18 protein-coding genes and 1 tRNA gene are annotated in these 16,533 nt (G+C 71.5%); 12 read left to right on the forward strand and 7 right to left on the reverse strand.

What is annotated here, in order from left to right; genetic code table 11:
* Positions 1 to 13 precede the first annotated feature (13 nt).
* Positions 14 to 421 carry an NUDIX hydrolase gene (locus Saso_RS13135; RefSeq protein ID WP_189918531.1) on the reverse strand — a complete coding sequence of 136 codons (408 nt, stop codon included), beginning with the start codon at positions 419 to 421 and terminating at the stop codon, positions 14 to 16.
* Positions 422 to 531: 110 nt separating this feature from the next.
* On the opposite strand from Saso_RS13135, the gene Saso_RS13140 reads away from it, so the two are divergent.
* From Saso_RS13140 to Saso_RS13190, 11 genes are all read left to right on the forward strand, one after another.
* On the forward strand, positions 532 to 1,320 hold the full coding sequence (locus Saso_RS13140; RefSeq protein ID WP_189917844.1) for a GntR family transcriptional regulator: 789 nt from the start codon (positions 532 to 534) through the stop codon (positions 1,318 to 1,320).
* Positions 1,321 to 1,490: 170 nt separating this feature from the next.
* Complete coding sequence (locus Saso_RS13145) at positions 1,491 to 1,847, forward strand: SCO3933 family regulatory protein (protein ID WP_189917847.1); 357 nt, start codon at positions 1,491 to 1,493, stop codon at positions 1,845 to 1,847.
* On the forward strand, positions 1,847 to 3,223 hold the full coding sequence (locus tag Saso_RS13150; protein ID WP_189917849.1) for an FtsK/SpoIIIE domain-containing protein: 1,377 nt from the start codon (positions 1,847 to 1,849) through the stop codon (positions 3,221 to 3,223). Before Saso_RS13145 ends, Saso_RS13150 begins: the two co-directional genes overlap by 1 nt.
* 80 nt (positions 3,224 to 3,303) lie before the next feature.
* Positions 3,304 to 3,930 (forward strand): DUF2637 domain-containing protein, encoded by a 627-nt coding sequence (locus Saso_RS13155; protein ID WP_189917852.1) that lies wholly within the window; start codon positions 3,304 to 3,306, stop codon positions 3,928 to 3,930.
* Positions 3,931 to 3,940: 10 nt separating this feature from the next.
* On the forward strand, positions 3,941 to 4,132 hold the full coding sequence (locus tag Saso_RS13160) for a mobile element transfer protein (protein ID WP_189917854.1): 192 nt from the start codon (positions 3,941 to 3,943) through the stop codon (positions 4,130 to 4,132).
* 16 nt (positions 4,133 to 4,148) lie between these two features.
* A complete protein-coding gene (locus Saso_RS13165) occupies positions 4,149 to 4,343 on the forward strand; it encodes a hypothetical protein (protein WP_133026736.1) in 195 nt (64 codons plus the stop codon).
* 24 nt (positions 4,344 to 4,367) lie between these two features.
* Entirely contained in the window at positions 4,368 to 4,619 is a 252-nt protein-coding gene (locus Saso_RS13170; protein WP_189917856.1) for a SpdD protein, read from the forward strand.
* A 159-nt stretch (positions 4,620 to 4,778) separates the two neighbouring features.
* Entirely contained in the window at positions 4,779 to 6,062 is a 1,284-nt protein-coding gene (locus Saso_RS13175) for a replication initiator (RefSeq protein ID WP_189918532.1), read from the forward strand.
* Positions 6,055 to 6,294, forward strand: a complete 240-nt coding sequence (locus tag Saso_RS13180; protein WP_189917858.1) for a helix-turn-helix transcriptional regulator — start codon at positions 6,055 to 6,057, stop codon at positions 6,292 to 6,294. The genes Saso_RS13175 and Saso_RS13180 overlap by 8 nt, the downstream gene beginning before the upstream one ends.
* Positions 6,294 to 7,574: a tyrosine-type recombinase/integrase gene (locus tag Saso_RS13185; RefSeq protein WP_189917860.1), complete on the forward strand. Its 1,281-nt coding sequence runs from the start codon at positions 6,294 to 6,296 to the stop codon at positions 7,572 to 7,574. The genes Saso_RS13180 and Saso_RS13185 overlap by 1 nt, the downstream gene beginning before the upstream one ends.
* 353 nt (positions 7,575 to 7,927) lie before the next feature.
* Positions 7,928 to 8,467 (forward strand): HAD domain-containing protein, encoded by a 540-nt coding sequence (locus Saso_RS13190; RefSeq protein WP_189917861.1) that lies wholly within the window; start codon positions 7,928 to 7,930, stop codon positions 8,465 to 8,467.
* 27 nt (positions 8,468 to 8,494) lie between these two features.
* Here Saso_RS13190 and Saso_RS13195 read toward each other — a convergent pair whose 3' ends face one another.
* The 6 genes from Saso_RS13195 to Saso_RS13220 form a co-directional block, all read right to left on the reverse strand.
* Entirely contained in the window at positions 8,495 to 8,815 is a 321-nt protein-coding gene (locus tag Saso_RS13195) for a GYD domain-containing protein (protein WP_189917864.1), read from the reverse strand.
* Between the two features lie 449 nt (positions 8,816 to 9,264).
* The gene (locus Saso_RS13200) at positions 9,265 to 9,552 is read right to left on the reverse strand and encodes a DUF4190 domain-containing protein (protein ID WP_189917866.1); all 288 of its coding nucleotides are present in this window, start codon (positions 9,550 to 9,552) and stop codon (positions 9,265 to 9,267) included.
* A 143-nt stretch (positions 9,553 to 9,695) separates the two neighbouring features.
* Positions 9,696 to 11,111 carry a TQXA domain-containing protein gene (locus Saso_RS13205; protein WP_229901011.1) on the reverse strand — a complete coding sequence of 472 codons (1,416 nt, stop codon included), beginning with the start codon at positions 11,109 to 11,111 and terminating at the stop codon, positions 9,696 to 9,698.
* 406 nt (positions 11,112 to 11,517) lie between these two features.
* Positions 11,518 to 12,126, reverse strand: a complete 609-nt coding sequence (locus tag Saso_RS13210) for a single-stranded DNA-binding protein (protein ID WP_229901013.1) — start codon at positions 12,124 to 12,126, stop codon at positions 11,518 to 11,520.
* 275 nt (positions 12,127 to 12,401) lie between these two features.
* Positions 12,402 to 14,486, reverse strand: coding sequence for a YfjP family GTPase (locus tag Saso_RS13215; protein WP_189918533.1), 2,085 nt, complete (start codon positions 14,484 to 14,486; stop codon positions 12,402 to 12,404).
* A gap of 45 nt (positions 14,487 to 14,531) precedes the next feature.
* A complete protein-coding gene (locus Saso_RS13220) occupies positions 14,532 to 16,139 on the reverse strand; it encodes a dynamin family protein (RefSeq protein WP_189917870.1) in 1,608 nt (535 codons plus the stop codon).
* Between the two features lie 321 nt (positions 16,140 to 16,460).
* Here Saso_RS13220 and Saso_RS13225 point away from each other — a divergent pair.
* Positions 16,461 to 16,533 (forward strand) — tRNA-Arg (locus tag Saso_RS13225).

Here is a 16,533-nt window from a genome sequence, read left to right on the forward strand (position 1 = left end):
CAGCGGGTTCGGACTAGACGAGTTGCACGCCGTCGTGGGCGCGGACGGCCGGCGGGGACGCCGCGTCGAGTGCGTCTATGACGCGGATCGCGTACGCCTCGTCGGCGAGTGCGGAGACTTCTTCACGGGTGACCCACCGCAGGGCGCGGGTCTCGTCGCCGGTGGTCGGCGTGCCGTCAGCTGCCTCGCAGCGGAACACCAGCGAGACGATCAGGCCCGTCATGTTCTTGTAGACGCCGGTGAGGATCGCAGGAAGCGCGATCTTGATGCCAGTCTCTTCGAGGACCTCGCGCTGAAGGGCTTCAGGAACGGTCTCCTCGCGTTCGAGGATGCCGCCCGGCGGTTCCCAGTGACCGTTGTCCCGGCGCTGGATCAGGAGGGCCCGGCCCCGGTCGTCGACGACGACCCCGGCCACGCTCACGGAGTGCGGGCGTTCTGTGCTCACGTTCCTCGGCCCTCTCGGATGGCTAGGCTCTCCACCGTAGCAACAAGCACTCGCCCACTCGTCTAGATACCTAAAGGAGTACACACGTGAGCCCTCTTTCTTCGGGCCTGCTCGGTGATCTCGACCCCACGAGTGATCGTGCGGTCTTTCGGCAGATCGCCGACCAGCTGCGTGAGGCCATCGACCGTGGGCGATTCAGGGAGGGCGAGAAGCTGCCCTCGGAAGCTGAGCTCGTCGACCACTACGGTGTCTCCCGCATGACGGTGAGGAACTCGTTCTCCATCCTTCAGGGGGAAGGCCTCGTACACGCCGAGCACGGCAAGGGAGTCTTCGTCCGGCCCCGTCCGCCCGTTCGCCGTCTCGCCTCCGATCGGTTCGCCCGGCGACACCGGGAGCAAGGGAAGTCGGCCTTCATCGTCGAGGCCGACGCCGTCGGCAGTCACCCCAAGGTCGACAGCCTCGAGGTGAAGGAGGAGAAGGCCAGTCAGGACATCTCCACTCGGCTCGGGTCCGTGCGGCGAGTTCTTGCACGTCGGCGCCGGTACCTCCTCGACGGACGGCCGGTCGAGTTCGCCACCTCGTACCTGCCGCTCGACATCGCCCGCGGTACTCAGATCGCCGAGCCCAACCCCGGCCCCGGAGGCATCTACGCCCGTCTCGAAGAGCTGGGCCACCGCCTCGACCACTTCGAGGAAGAGATCCGCGCCCGGATGCCCTCTCCCGCCGAGGTTAAGACGCTCCACCTGGCGGCCGGCGTACCCGTGATCCATCTGATCCGGACCGCCTTCGACACTGAGGGGCGCCCGGTAGAGGTCTGTGACACGGTCATGGCGGCTGACGCTTACGTCCTGTCGTACCAGCTCCCGGCCACGTGAGCGGGTGAGTGACGGGTGGTGCGCGGGGGTGCTTCCTCGAACTCGTACACCCCAACACGCTTACTCGTATAGACGAGTGGTCAAGTTGTGTGGCAAGGTGATCGTCGTGAGCCCGGGAGATCGGGTTCACAGATCGCATCTTGTATAGACGAGTAGATAGGAATGCTCCTGTGCGCACCATCCGTGTTGAGACCTCCGCCGCGACCGTCCTCCTGACGGAAGCGCCTGAGCCGAAGGTCCGCGACCGTCAGACCGGCGAGATCGCCAAGGACGCCGTCAGCGGTGAGGCGCTGATGACCATCGGCGTCGTCTACATCGAGGACGGTGAGTCCTCGCTGATCAAGGTCACCGTCCCGGAAGGCGGTGTCTCCGAGGGGCTGAACCTCGGGGCTCCGGTCTCGCTGCCGGGGCTCATCGCCCGGCCGTGGGAGTCCGTGTTCAACGGGCAGCAGCGTCACGGCATCGCCTACCGCGCCGCCGCCGTCACTCCGGCCGCGTTCCCGGCCTCCATGGGGGCCTCGGCCTGATGTCCGACCTGACAACGCTCCTGGAGGTGGGTGGTCCTGTCGCCGCGCTCGGCGGTGGGGCCGCCTACGCCCGGGCCAACCACCCGGGTCTCTACTGGTCGGCGGTCGGCGGGCCGATATCCACCGTCCGGCTCCTCAGCTCGTACGCCTCGGTCATGGAAGCCTGCGGCCTGACCGTCGCCCCCTCCCGACTGCGGATCCTCGCCGTCAAAGCCACCACCCGCCGCGAGGTGCGGCCCGTACCGCCCCGCCGGGGGATCATCCGGCCCACCACTACCGGCTTACGGCTCCGGCTCCGCCTCGCTCCGGGGCAGGAACCCGCCGACGTCGCCGCCTCGGCCGAACGGCTGCGGCACGCCTGGGGCGTCCACGCCGTCTACGTCACCACCGTCAAGCCCGGTGTCGTGGAACTGCGACTCGTCGGCTTCGACGTCCTGCGCAAGGTGCGCATGCCTCGCAAGGTCGAGTGCGGCTTCCTCAAAGTGCCGGTCGCGCTGCGGGAGGACGCCACGCCCTTCGTACGCGACTACCGGGCTGTTCCCCACCAACTCACCCTCGGCGCGACGCTGTCGGGCAAGTCCATGTACCTCCGGCACCTGGTCGCCGGACTCGCCCGTCAGGACGTCGCTCTCGTCGGCGTCGACTGCAAGCGCGGGGTCGAGCTGGCTCCGTTCGCCCCGCGCCTCTCCGCGCTCGCCACCGATCCGGACGAAGCCGCCGAACTGCTGCCCGTCCTGATCAAGGAAATGGAGGACCGATACGACCTGATCAAGGCCAGGCAAGGCATCGCCCCCGATCTCCCCGACGAAGAGATCACCTCCGACATCTGGGGTCTGCCTGAGAGCGAACGGCCCGCGCCCATCGTCCTGTTCGTCGACGAGGTGGCCGAACTCTTCCTGACCGCCACCCGCAAGGACGAGGAACGGCGCGACGAGATGGTCACCCAGCTCATCCGCCTCGCCCAGCTCGGCCGCGCGGCCGGCATCTACCTTGAGGTCTGCGGGCAGCGCTTCGGTGCCGAACTCGGCAAGGGCGCGACCATGCTCCGGGCCCAGCTCACCGGACGGGTCTGCCACCGCGTGAACGATGAGGCCTCCGCGAAGATGGCCCTCGGCGATATCGCACCGGAAGCGGTTCTTGCCGCCTGCGCCATCCCCGCTGAACGTCCCGGCCTCGCCGTCGCGGGCGACACCTCCGGCGGCTGGTCCCGCATCCGCACCCCTTACCTCTCCCTCGGCGACGCCGCCGACGTCTGCCGGGAAACGGCTCACCTGGTGCCCGAGCTGCCCGCGCTGAAGCCCTTCCGGCCTGACGTTCCCGTACGGCCCGTAGAGACCTCGGCCCCCGTCATCCAGCCGCACCCCGTCACCGACTGACACCCCACTCCACCCGGTCGGCGTGACCGCCTCGCGCCACGTCCCTACCCCTCCCATGCCTGATTCCGGAAGGAGCCACCATGCGCGCCCAACTGGCCCGCGTCGACGCGGTGCTCGTACAAGCGCTCATCGCCGCCGCGCTGTCCTTCGCCCACATTCACGACGTCGCCGTGGCGGCCGGACAGGACGGCTGGAAGGCCTGGGCCTATCCCGTCTCCGCCGACCTGCTGCTCGTCGCCGCCTGGCGTCGACTGCGCTCCGGCTCGGCCAAGGGTGCGGCCTGGTGCTGGTTCGTCATCGCGCTCGCCGCATCCCTGGGCGCAAACGTCGCCACGGCCGGCCTGCTCGACCTCGGCGACGTCCCGGCCTGGCTGCGCATCCTCGTCGCGGGCTGGCCCGCCGTCGCCTTCCTCGGCGGAACCCTCCTCGCCCACACCGCACCCAAGGTGGCCGATGACGCCGAGGTCATCGAGGACCAGGAGGACGAGCCCGAAACGGCCCCCGAGCCGCCCACCCCGGCACCACCCGCCATCGAGGCCCCGCCGGAACGTCCCGCCGTCCCGGTCCCGGCCGCCCTCATCGACCACGCCCGCAAGGTCGCCGCCGAACACCACACCCGGACCGGCACCCCCATGGACGTCACCACTCTGCGCGCCCGCCTCGGCGTCCCGGCGCGCATGGCCGAAGCCATCGCCGCCCACCTCTGAGGGAGCTCTGATGACCGTCAACCGCCGCTTCCGCAACGTCACCCGCATCGGCCCCGTGCAGGTCGGCACCGCCTACGACCACCGCGGCCGCGAGAAGCACACCGCCGCCTGCACCGCCCCTCGCTGCAACTTCTCCGCCGACTACGACAGCCGCGCCGCCGCCGAACTGGCCGCCCGCACCCACCGCTGCCCCGTCCGCTGAAAGGACCCCGTACCCCGTGACCGTCAGCCTGCCGCTCGTCGTCGTCCTCGGCTTCTTCGCCTGGGCGGCCATCAAGTACCTCGGCGTCCGCGTCTGGATCGTCGTCCTGATCACCCTCTTCGGCTTCTGGCTCTCGCGCACCTTCCTCGCCCCCGCCATCGAGTCCGGCACGCGCTCCGGCGTGACCGTCATAAACGGCCAACACATCTAGACGAGTAGACGGGAGATCGCTGCCGTGTTCTTGCCCAAGTACCCGGACAACCCCACCCCGCCGCCCGCACACACCCACGCCCCGACCGACCCGGCCCCCGCCCCGGTCCGGCGCTCGCTCCCGTCGGTCTCCATCGATCAGAAGACCGTCGCGGCCGTCCTCGTCGGCGGAGTCGTCCTCACCGCGCTCCTGGCCGCCGTCGCCGTCACGGCCATCTCGGTCGCCGTCGCCGCCGTGGTCCTGCGCTCCCTGCTCCGCGACCACCACCGCCGCTGACCTGCGGCCAGACCTCCGGGGCGGCGTGACACAGCCACGTACCCGCCGCCCCGGCGGCCCACCCCTCCCGAAGTGCCCGTCAGAAGGAGAACCGTCATCTTCGCCCGCGCCACCCCGCCCCCTCTCCCGGAACTCAGCAACCTCGCCGCAGGCGGCACCCTGCCCGGTATCCTCCGCCAGCTCTCCGGCCTCGGCGGCTGCACCCACCCCATCCGCCTCGACGGCCACCGCACCGAATACGACGTCGACACCGCCACCGGCGAGATCGGCCGCGTCCTCCACCACCTCGCCTCGGGCGACCTCCCGGCCGGCCAACTCCTCGTCCGCTGCAACAACCGCCGCACGACCCGCTGCCCGGCCTGCTCCGAGGTCTACCGGCGCGACACCTTCCAACTGATCACCGCCGGGCTGCGCGGTGGCAAGGGCACCCCGGAACACGTCGCCACCCACCCCCGCGTCTTCGCCACCTTCACCGCCCCCGGCTTCGGCCCGGTCCACAACCGCCGCACCGACGGCCGCCCCTGCCGCTGCGGCGTCCGGCACGACCAGGAGGACGAAGCGCTCGGCACCCCGCTCAGGCCGGACACCTACGACTACGAAGCCGCCGTCCTCTGGAACGCCCACGCCGGGCCCCTCTGGCGACGCTTCTCGATCTACCTGCGCCGAGAGGTCGCCAAGCGGGCGGGCCTGTCACAGCGGGAGCTCCGCGACCACGCCCGCGTCTCCTTCGCCAAGGTCGCCGAGTACCAGAAGCGCGGCGCGGTCCACTTCCACGCCGTCATACGCCTCGACGGTCCCGGCGGCGGCGAGACTCCGCCCCCGGTCTGGGCCACCGCCGAGCTGCTGACCGACGCCATCAGCGCTGCCGCGTCCAAGGTCCGCATCGACGGCCCGACCATCGACGGCCGCGTCCACGAGTTCGCCTTCGGCCGCCAACTCGATGTCCGCACGATCCGATCAGCCGACTTCAACGACGGCCAGGAGCTCACCGAACGCGCCGTCGCCGCCTACATCGCCAAGTACGCCACCAAGGGCGCAGAGACCGCCACGGGAGCTCTCGACCGCCCGCTCAAGTTCGTCGCCGAACTCGCCCAGCTCGACATCAGCGACCACGCCCGCCGCCTCATCCGAACCGCCTGGGCGCTCGGCGCACGCAAGGACCTCGAACATCTTCGCCTACGCGCCTGGGCCCACATGCTCGGCTTCCGCGGCCACTTCTCCACCAAGTCCCGCCGCTACTCCACCACCCTCGGCGCACTCCGCGACGCCCGCGCCGAGTGGCGCCGAGCACAGGCAGCCAACCCGACCGACACCGGATCCGAGACGACCTACGTCCTCGCCCACTGGGTCTTCGCCGGAACAGGCCTCTCCGACGCCGAAGCCTGGCTCGCCGCGTCCCTCGAACCCGCGCCCGGAACCGAAGGAGAACCCACCCATGGCTAGCCGACGCCTGGCCCTGGCCGACGTTGTCGCGGAACCCCACGCCCTGCCTTCGCGATACCTGACCCCTGAGGACCTTGTGGAGATGTTCGATCTGCCCAGCGTCGAGACGGTCTACCAGTGGCGGCGCAAGCGCACCGGACCCCGTGGCTTCCGCGTCGGCCGGCACCTGCGCTTCCACCCGGCCGATGTGCGGGCCTGGGTCGACTCGTTGCGCGAGGGGGCGGCTGCCTGATGGCCGGACACATCCAAGACCGCTGGTACAGGGCGGAGGTCGGTCCGGACGGCAAGACCCGTAAGGTCAAGACCGATCGTCACGGCCTCGGCATGCGCTACCGGGCTCGCTACGTAGGACCGGACGGCACAGAGAAGTCGAAGAGCTTCCCGGACAAGCAAAAGCGACTGGCAGATGTCTGGCTGACCAGCATCGAGGCCGATATGGCGCGAGGTCAGTACATCGACCCGCAGGCGGCCCGCGTCACCTTCCGCGAGTACGCAGAACGCTGGCTGGCGGCCCTGACGACCGACCTCACGAGCCGGGCCGCCGTGGAAGGACGGTTGCGCCTCCACGCCCTGCCGTACCTCGGTGCCCGGCCCATCGGGTCGTTCCAGGCCGAGCACATCCGCGACTGGAACCGCCAGCTCGAAGACTCGGTGACGTCGGCCCGGTACCGGCGCCTGATCTTCGACGCTGTCTCTTCGGTCCTCAACGCGGCCGTGGATGACCGCCTGCTGGCCTCGAACCCTTGCCGGGCTCGATCGGTCAAGGCACCTCGTCCCGCGCCGTCACGGGTACATCCGTGGTCCGCAGAGCAGGTCTTCGGGGTGCGTGGCGGCCTGCCCGAGCGCTATCGCGCCATGGTCGACCTGGGCGCCGGATGCGGGTTGCGGCAGGGCGAGATCCTTGGCCTGGCCGTCGACAACATCGGAGACCTGGGCTGGGTGTACGTACGTCAGCAGGTGAAGAAGGTCCGCGGCACGCTCGTCTTCGCGCCGCCCAAGCGCGGCAAGCTCCGTGACGTCCCCCTCGACCCCGAGGTGTCCGCCGCGCTCCACGACCACATGGAACGCTTCCCGCCCGTCGACGTGACCCTGCCCTGGCTGACTCCGACTGGGCCCAAGGTGACTCGTAACCTCGTCTTCACGAGCGGCATCGGCGCAGCCATCTGGAGTCAGGGCTTCAACGATCAGGCGTGGAAGCCTGCATTGGCTTCCGCCGGCATCATCCCGGCCCCCGAGAAGGGGCAGCGGTACGCAGCCGCCCGCGAGCACGGCATGCACGCCCTACGGCACTTCTACGCCTCGGTGCTCCTGGACGCCGGGGAGAACATCAAGGCTCTGAGCCTCTACCTCGGTCACAGCGACCCGGGGTTCACGCTCCGCGTGTACACGCACCTGATGCCGTCCAGCGAGACCCGGACCCGAAAGGCCATTTCCGCGGTGTACCGGGCTGCCGGTCACGCTCACGACGGCCCCGAGACGGCTGACGGCCCAGAGACGGCCCAAGCGGCCTGACACGGCCCCTCATCGGCGACATAACCGCTGGTGAGGGGCCTTTTCGTGCCCTCCTGCGGTAAGTAACACCCCATCTTGCCTGAGGTCCACCCCTGGGTGTTAACCCATTCGCCCGGGGACGCCTGACCTGGGGTTTCACCGCGGACAGCCGTGACGCACGGGTCATCACCCGCCACCGGTCCCGTGACCGCGGCCACCGCAGCCCGCCCCGCGGCCGGCCGGGAGAAGTCCCGCGGACGGCCGGGAGAAGCCCCGCGGACGTTGCGCCGAAGGACTGCCGACGGCCTACGGACGGCCCCGGGCGGCCCGGTCCGGGGTGCCCGTCTCCTCCCCCGCCGGTCTATCGTGCCGCTGTGACCAGCGCAGCGGAGCGTCCCCTTCTCTTCCTCGACGTCGACGGACCGCTCATCCCGTTCGGGACCTCGCCCGGCCAACCGCGGGCCGCCGCGCCCGCGCCCGCCGGTCAGGGGAACCCGCTGCTGGCGCGGCTCGACCCCGGGGTGGGGGCGCGTCTGCTGGCCCTGGGCTGTGACCTCGTGTGGGCCACGACCTGGATGGAGCGGGCGAACGAGGTGGTCGCCCCGCGGATCGGGCTCCCCCACCTGCCCGTGGCGGACTGGCCGGACACCGACGCCGCTGCCGAGCCGGAGCCGCGCGGCCTGCACTGGAAGACCCGCGGCCTCGTCGCGCGGGCGGACGGCCGCCCGTTCATCTGGGTCGACGACGAGATCGGCCCCATGGACCGCCTCTGGGTCACCGCCCAGCACCCCGGCCCGTCCCTCCTCCACCGAGTGGACCCCGCCCGAGGCCTCACACCCCCGGACTTCTCCACCCTCACCACCTGGCTGGACGCCCTGCGCGCGAGTACGTCCGCGGGGCGGTCACTCCCGTGACGGGGGCAAGTTGTACCGGCTCGGGGCTCACGTGCCCGGGGCTCGGAAGGGGACCTGGCGGCGGGTGGCCTCGTCGACCTCGTCGAGGGTGAGGAGCGGTGTGGCCCGGGTGCGGAGCGCTCCGCTCGCCTTGACGGTGAGGCTGGCGGCCGCCATGGAGACAGAGTCGGGGAGGTCGAGGATGCACACGAGGTCGTCCTCCCCGAAGGCGAAGTACATGGCCTCGACCGTCCCGCCGAGACCGGCGACGACGCGCTCGACCGCCTCGCGCCGGCCGCTCGCGCCTTCCCTGAGGAGGCCCTTCGTCCCCTCGGGCGTGTAGGTGGCTTGGATGAGGAACTTCGGCATAGGGCGCTCCCTGCCCGCGACTTCTCCGGTCGGGGATGACCTTCCCGTCGTCCCGCCCGCCACCGAACGCCCGGCGGCGGGATTCACCCGTACGCCACGACCGCATCGGCGTCCCCCCACACGGCGGACCCGGTCGGAGCAGCCTCGGCGGCGGTACCGGTCGCCCGGACGCCCGTTGTCAGTGGCTGCGGCTAGGGTCGCAGGCGCGTGGTCGCTTTCCGGGGGATCCAGCTCCGTAGGGAATGGTTGCATCCCCGGTCTGTCGCGGGCGGCCCGGAGTCATGTCCGGGACCCAACCGACGGCCGGGCTTCGTCGATGGCCAGAGGACACCTCGTCGGCGGCGCCCACGCACAGGGCCGGTCGCCCGTGTCCGTACACGGGTGACCGGCCCGGAGCGACGTACACCGGCCCTCGGCCGGGAGGCGTCCCAGAGGTGCGGCGGCGACCGTCAGCCGCCCACGTACCAGCTGAATCCGCCGTTGCTGGCCGCGACCGCCAGCAGGACGAGCCAGAGCACGACGTCGACGACGCCGAGGACGATGCCCGCCTTCGCCATCCCCGCGCCGTTACCGGCCCCTGTCTGCCGTCGGGAGACGGCACCGAAGACGATGGCCAACGGCCCCAGGACGATGTTCAGGATGAACAGTCCGACGATGCCGCAGCAAAGGCTCGCGATCGCCAGCCCGTTGGTGCGGGATCCGGAGGACGCGGTAGAAGAGCTGCCATAACTCGCCATCTGAGACTCCCGGTTGTCGGTGGCACGGACCGAACGGGCCACGCGCTCCTTACGTTCGACTTGTGCCTCCGGGTGCCCCACCGAGGCGCTCTCATGTCGACGAGCCGTCAGATCCCACGGGATCGGTACCGACGCGGGAGTCGTCAGTGCCGGGACTCGTTCTCCTTACGGCCCACGAGCAGCAGGGCGGCGCCGCCGATGACCACCAGGCCGATCGCGGTGCCCGCGATGAGCGGGGTGGCACTGCTGCCGCCCGTCGCCGCGAGGTTGGTGTCGGCGGTGGAGGTGCCGCCCACGGTGGCCGGGCTCGGTTCGCTGAGGGTCTGGGTCGTCAGGTCGGCGGTCTCGTCGGCCTGGGTCAGGCAGTCCAGGACACCGGTGAAGCGGTTCTCGTCACCTTGCGGCCCGTTGATCGTGAAGTCGTAGGCCTGGTCCTCCTGGAGCGGGATCGTCACCGTCCGGCTACCGCCCGCCGGGATGGCGTACGTGGTGCCCATCAGCTCGAAGGTGAAGTCCTGGTCGCCCTGGTTGGCGGCGGTGATGTCCACCCCCGTCTTCGCGCAGTTCTTCGCCGCGGACAGCGCCGGTACGGCGCCCTGCTTCGCCCAGGTCGCGGTCGCGGTCGCCGACACCGTCGACTCGCTGGAGCCGGCCAGGATCTGCGTCTGGCTGCGACTCTCGGAGGTGAAGGCGCGGCCGACGGGAACGGTGGTCGAGGCCTGGACGGTGAGTTCCGCCGAGCCGTCGGCCGAGTCGGCGGGCACGTCGAAGAACAGCTGGGTGCCGTCCGTGACCGAGGTGACCACCTTGCCGTCCTTGCCGACGATCCGCACGCCGCTGGTGGCGGCGTCCAGGGGAGGCGTGACCGTCGCGTCGCTCGCGTTGGTGTGCACGGTCACCGGCCCGAGCGGCTCACCCTGGTGTCCCGAGACCGCGGACGCGTCGAGGGTGAGCGAGGCCTCCGGCTCGGCCACCACGCGGGCCGTCTTCTGGAGGTAGTCCGCGAGCTGCTCGGCCTGCGGGTCGACGGCGTCGACGGCCGCGCCGTCCGAGTAGCGCCAGATGGCCACCTGGGTGCCGGTGGCGGCGTCCTGTTCGGTGAGGCCGCCGTCGATGCCGGCCTTGTCCGCGAGCGAAGCGAGGTTGTTGACCTGGGGGTAGGAGTTCTGAAGGATCCAACGGATGCGGCCCGCGTCCTTGTTGGCGCCGAGGGAGGTGCCGCTCCAGGGCGTCTCGCGGTACTTGGCGTCCCGCTGCGTGGGGTTGTAGAGGTCCACGCAGTAGGTCTGGAGGGTGCCGCCGCCCTCGACGGACATCTCGAACAGGCCGGCCGAGATCTGCTGGTCCCCGGTGTCGGCGTGGATCACGGCGGCGCCGTAGGTCTTGAGGCCGCCTATCGTCGCGGTGGCTCCCCCTTGACTGTGCGTCACTTCGGCGGCGGCCGCCGTGCCCGCACCGGCGAGCACACCGGCGGCGACGAGGCCGGACACCAGCGTCGCCGCGCCGAGACGGACCAGCCCTCGCCCGCGCGCGAACGGCGCGGAGAACGAAGAAATCACACAATTCCCCTTCGAGCGAGACCCGTTGATGTGGGGGGTACGGGTCCCACCAGCAGAATCAGAAGCCCCGTGAGCCACGTCCGGCATCCTAGGGATGTCGCGCACCGCACTTACCGGTCATCTCATCGGATCACCGATCCGACTCGGAATCGTTATCCCCAAGATCGTTCGAAGCCGCGAATTATCGACAAGTCGCCTCGAGTAGGGGAAACGTTTGCACCGATAAGCCTCGGTGCGTTCCACCTGCCGGTTCGACGCGGTGGTTGACTCTGTGTCACTCCTTCGTCGCTGAGCACTGAGCGCGGTGTGCGGTTCTGCGGTGTGCGGTTCTGCGGTGTGCGGTTCTGCGGCTCGGCGCCGAGCCGCACCGGGCCGCAGCAACCCTCCCGCTCCCGAGCTCCCCGGCTCAGGTCACCGCCACCGGCTCACGCCGTCGTGCGGGTTTCGGCTTCGGCTTCGCAGCCGGTCCCGGCACCGCGACAGGTGCGGGCGCAGGTACAGGTACGGATACAGGTACAGGTACCGGCGTGGGCACCTGGTCCGGCTCGAACTCGGGACCAGTCCCGGCCCCGGACCCGGTGGCACCGCCGGCAGGTGTCTCCCAGTCGGGCTCGGGCCGGGTCGGTGCGCCGGCGCCCGCGCCCGCCGGGTCGGGGCGGCCCGACCGCCGGAACGCGGAGGTGCCCCGCGAGATGTCGTGACCGATCGCCACGGCGTCGATGTCGGCCGACGTCCAGTTCTGCTGTCCCTCGCGCTGCTCGGTGCGCACCTTCAGCCTGCCCTGCACCATCACCGGGTCACCGACGTTCAGCGAGGCCATCGCGTTGGTGGCGAGCTGCCGGTTGGCCCACACCGTGAAGAAGTTGGTGTGCCCGTCGGTCCAGGTGGCCTTCTCCCGGTCCCAGTAGCGCGAGGTCACCGCCAGCCGGAACCTCGCCGAGGCACCCGCCGCCAGGTCCCGGTACACCGGCTGCGTCGCCACGTTGCCGACCGCGCACACCATCGTCTCGTTCATCCCGAACCCCTCCTCGCCGGACGGTCGCGCCGCCCGGAAACACGTACGGGCCCGTCCCGTACGGCTGCGTCCGCCGTGACGGCCGCGGTCCCGTGCACCGCGTACCGTCACCGCCTTCGCGGCGACCGCGTCCGTCGCGATCGCCGTGAAGCCAGACTGCCTCCGCCGGAGCAGGCCCACCGGGCGCTGTGCATCACCACCCGCCTGTGGAAAACCCCGCCACCCGGACGAGTGATCCGCGGCCCCCGGCCCGCGGACGACTCGCCGCGCGCACCTCACCTCAGCGCGGCCTCCACCCCCATGACCCGCCCGTACTGCTCGCGGACCTCCCGGTAGCGCAGCAGTTCCGAGGCCACGGGATCCAGTACGCGGGCCCGGCCGCACCCGGCCGCCGCCTCCCGCAGCCGGCGTTCCGCGTCCTGGCCGTACCGCCGGGCCGGCCCCCGTGCCGCCAGCCGGCAACTCCACTCCACGAGCGGCCCGCCGATGATGCCCGTGACCATCAGCAGCACCGGAACCCCGAGATTGGGCGCCATGACACCGACGATCTGCCCGACCAGCCACAGCCCGCCGACGACCTGGAGGAGGGTCATGCAGGCCTGGGCCAGCACGGCCACCGGCCACCAGCCCGGCCGCGGCGGCCGGCCCGACGGCAGCGCGGCCCGGGCGGCCAGGTCGTCCAGCGCCTCCGGCAGACCCTGGGCGCCCCGCACGGCCGCCTCCCGCACCGCCTGCGCCCAGGGCGAGGGCAGTCCCGCGGCGGCCCGCTCGGACACCGTGCGCACGGCCTGTTCGACGCGCTGGCGCGCCGTGGCCTCCTCGTCCGGCTGGGCCCGGACCGGCAGCCGCCCGGTGGGTGTGTCGCGCCGGTCCTGGCTCCACCGCCACAGCCTCAGCCACGGCGTTCCGCACGCGCGGCCCGCGTTGCGCAGCCACGCGCGTTCGGCGGCCTCGCCCGCCGCGGTGGCCCCGACGGCGTCGGCCAGGCGGTCGGCGAACTCGTCCCGGGCCTCCTCACTGAGCCCGGCGCGCCGCCCGGTGGCGTAGACGGGCCGCAGCCGCCACGCCGCGGCGTCCACATCGGCGGAGATCCGCCGCGCCGGTGCGCCGCGCTCCGCGACGAACTGGCCGAGCAGCTCCCGCAGTTCCCCGACGCCGTCACCGGTGAGCGCGGACAGCGCGAGCACGGTGGCGCCCGGTTCGCCGTACTCGCCGAGGGCGACGCCGTCCTCGTCGAGCAGGCGGCGCAGGTCGTCGAGGACCAGCTCGGCGGCCTCGCCGGGCAGCCGGTCCACCTGGTTGAGGACGATGAACATGACCTCCGCGTGGCCTGCCATGGGCCGCAGATAGCGCTCGTGCAGGACGGCGTCCGCGTACTTCTCGGGGTCGACGACCCAGATGACGGCGTCGACGAGCCCCAGCACGCGGTCGACCTGCTCGCGGTGGCGCACGGCCGCGGAGTCGTGGTCGGGCAGGTCGATCAGGACGAGCCCGCGCAGTTGCGCCTCCGCGTCCGGGCTCTGCACCGGGCGCCTGCGCAGCCGGCCGGGGATGCCGATCCGGTCGATGAGGGTGGCCGCGCCGTCGCTCCAACTGCACGCGATGGGCGCGGAGGTGGTCGGGCGGCGCACGCCCGTCTCCGAGATGGTCACTCCGGCGAGGGCGTTGAACAGCTGCGACTTGCCGCTCCCGGTGGCACCGGCGATGGCGACGACGGTGTGCTGACCGGAGAGCCTGCGCCGCGCGGCCGCCTCGTCGAGCACCCGGCCGGCCTCCGAGAGCGTCCGGCTGTCGAGCCGGGTGCGGGAGAGCCCCACGAGCTCACGCAGCGCCTCCAGCCGGGACCGCAGGGGCACGTCGTACGAGAGCGGGGCCGACGGCATCGCCCCGGCGCCCCCGCCCACCCCGCCGCCCCCGCCGACCCGGACCTCCATGGTGGCGGCCTGTTCGGCGGCGGCCGCCTCGGTCACGCGTCGGGCGATGAGGCCGTCGTCCCAGGCTCCGACGCCGTCGGCACCCGGCGCGGCGCTTCCGTCGGCGCCGGCCACGCGCGCGTGGTCGCCGTTCTCCTGCGTCCCGGTCTTCCGCGTGGGCGCCTGTGTCGCGGGATCGTCCTTGGCGTCCACAGGCCCTCGCGCCCGTTTCCCGGCGTCGTGGGCCTCCGCCCTTGCGGAGCCTCCGTCGCTCACGCGCGCGTGCTCCGCGGCGGCAGGGCCCTTGGCCGCGGACTGCCCGGCCGACGTGTCCTCGACGGCCTGGTCCCCACCCTTGCGGGCGTCGCCCTTGCGATCGCTGTCCGCGCGGTCGTCGTCCTTGCGGTCACTGTCGGTGTGGTCGTCGCCCATGTGGTCGTCGTCCATGTGGTCGTTGTCCGTGTGGTCCTGGTCAGTGACGGCGGTCACCGGTCACCTCTCCTTCTGAAGTACGGACAGCGCGGCGATGAGTTCTGCCTGCGGTTCGGGACGGACCTCGAGTCCGTCCAGGGGGGCCAGTCGACGCTCGCGTTCGGCGTGCATCACACGGTCGAGGTACTCGGCGAGCAGCCGTCCGCCGCGGTCGCGCAGCCGCAGCGCCCCGTGCGCGCCGATCCGTTCGGCGAGCCCCTCGCCGGCCGAACGCGCCCGGCGGCCGCCCAGCAGGGCGGTGGCGACGAGGGCGGCGACCGACTCGGGATCGGGCGCGACCCCGCGATCGAGACCGCGCACCTCCTCCTCGGCGTACTCCTCGACCTCGCGCCGCCACCGCCGTACGGCCAGACCGATTCGGTGCTCGGCACTGTCCGGCGAGGCGTCCCGGTCCGTCAGCTCCCGTGCGTCCGAGGCCGGTTCGCGGCGCCAGGCCTCGTCGACGCGCTCGTCGGCCGCGGTGACGGCGCAGAGCAGGAGCGCGCCGAGGCTCTCCACGAGGGCGTCGAGGAGTTCACCGGCGGTGCAGTCCAGCGGGAAGGCCCGCCAGCGCTTGAGCGCGTCTCCGGCGAGCACGGCACCGCTCTGCAATCGACCCCGCACGCGCGTGTACTCCGTGTCGTACGCCCCGTCGACGGCGGAGGTCAGGCGCAGGGCCGCCGCGTACTGCGAGGCGGCGGCGCCGGCCAGTTCGGGCATCCGGGCCTTGAGCGAGTCCAGGACGCCCTTGGCCGTGCGCGCCAGGGCGTGACTGCGCGCGTACGGGTCCTGGACGTGATGGACGAGCCAAGTCCGCAGCGGGGCCACGGCGGTGGCCGGGAGGAGGCCTCCGCCCCAGGCGGACTCGGGCAGTTCGGGCACCGTGAAGCGCGGCACGTCGCCCAGCCCGGCCTTGGTGAGGAGCGCGCCGTACTGCCGGGACACCTCGCCGACGACCTGGTGGGGCACCCGGTCGAGGACGGTCACGAGGGTGACGTCGTACTCCTTCGCGGTGCGCAGGAGGTGCCAGGGCACGGCGTCGGCGTACCGCGCGGCGGTCGTGACCATCACCCAGATGTCGGCGGCGCAGATCAGTTCGGCGGCGAGGACGCGGTTCTCCGCGACCAGGGAGTCGATGTCGGGTGCGTCGAGGAGGGCGAGGCCCGGTGGGAGGCTGTCGGCGGTCTCGATCCGCAGCACGTGTCCGCCGTCGTCGCCGGTCGGCAACAGGTCGTCCGAGGACTCCTGACGGGGCGCCCACACGCGCGTGAGACGGGGCAGCACCCGCATGCCGCTGAACCAGTGATGGTCCTCCGGATGGCATACGAGCACCGGAGTGCGTGTCGTCGGCCGCAGCACGCCCGCCTCGCTCACTCTTCGGCCCACCAGCGAGTTGACGAGCGTCGACTTGCCCGCGCCGGTGGAGCCGCCCACGACGACCAGCAGCGGCGCGTCGGGCTGCCTGAGCCGGGGCACCAGATAGTCGTCCAGTTGGGCGAGCAACTCGTCCCGGTTCGCACGCGCGCGTGGGGCCCCCGCCAGCGGAAGCGGGAAGCGTGCGGCGGCGACACGGTCGCGCAGGGCGGAAAGTGCGTCGAGCAGCTGAGGCCGTACGTCCAAGGTCACCACATGCGAAGAATGCCCAATTTTAGGGGATTTATGAAGCATATAGGCATGTCTGCGCGCCGATAGGACACAAGGGACGGAAGGTACGACTGGGACAGAGGCACAGCGCAGGCATAACGAGTGCACAACACCCGTGGCGCCGGACGCCAAAAGCGATGCACGATTCGCACCTGCCTGCGATTATCAGGACCGCTTCACCGAACCTCCACATTGAGCCACGGAGGGGAAGCAACCGGGACAAGGAACCGGGAGCCCTATCCTTGTCCCCGGCAGCGTGACGGATCCGCCCACACCAGGGCAGCACGTACGAGGCCACCACACCCGGCCCCCGTAGCTCAGTGGATAGAGCAGGCGCCTTCTAAGCGCTTGGCCGCAGGTTCGAGTCCTGCCGGGGGCG

It is taken from the genome of Streptomyces asoensis (assembly GCF_016860545.1).
Classification (GTDB): Bacteria; Actinomycetota; Actinomycetes; order Streptomycetales; family Streptomycetaceae; genus Streptomyces; species Streptomyces asoensis.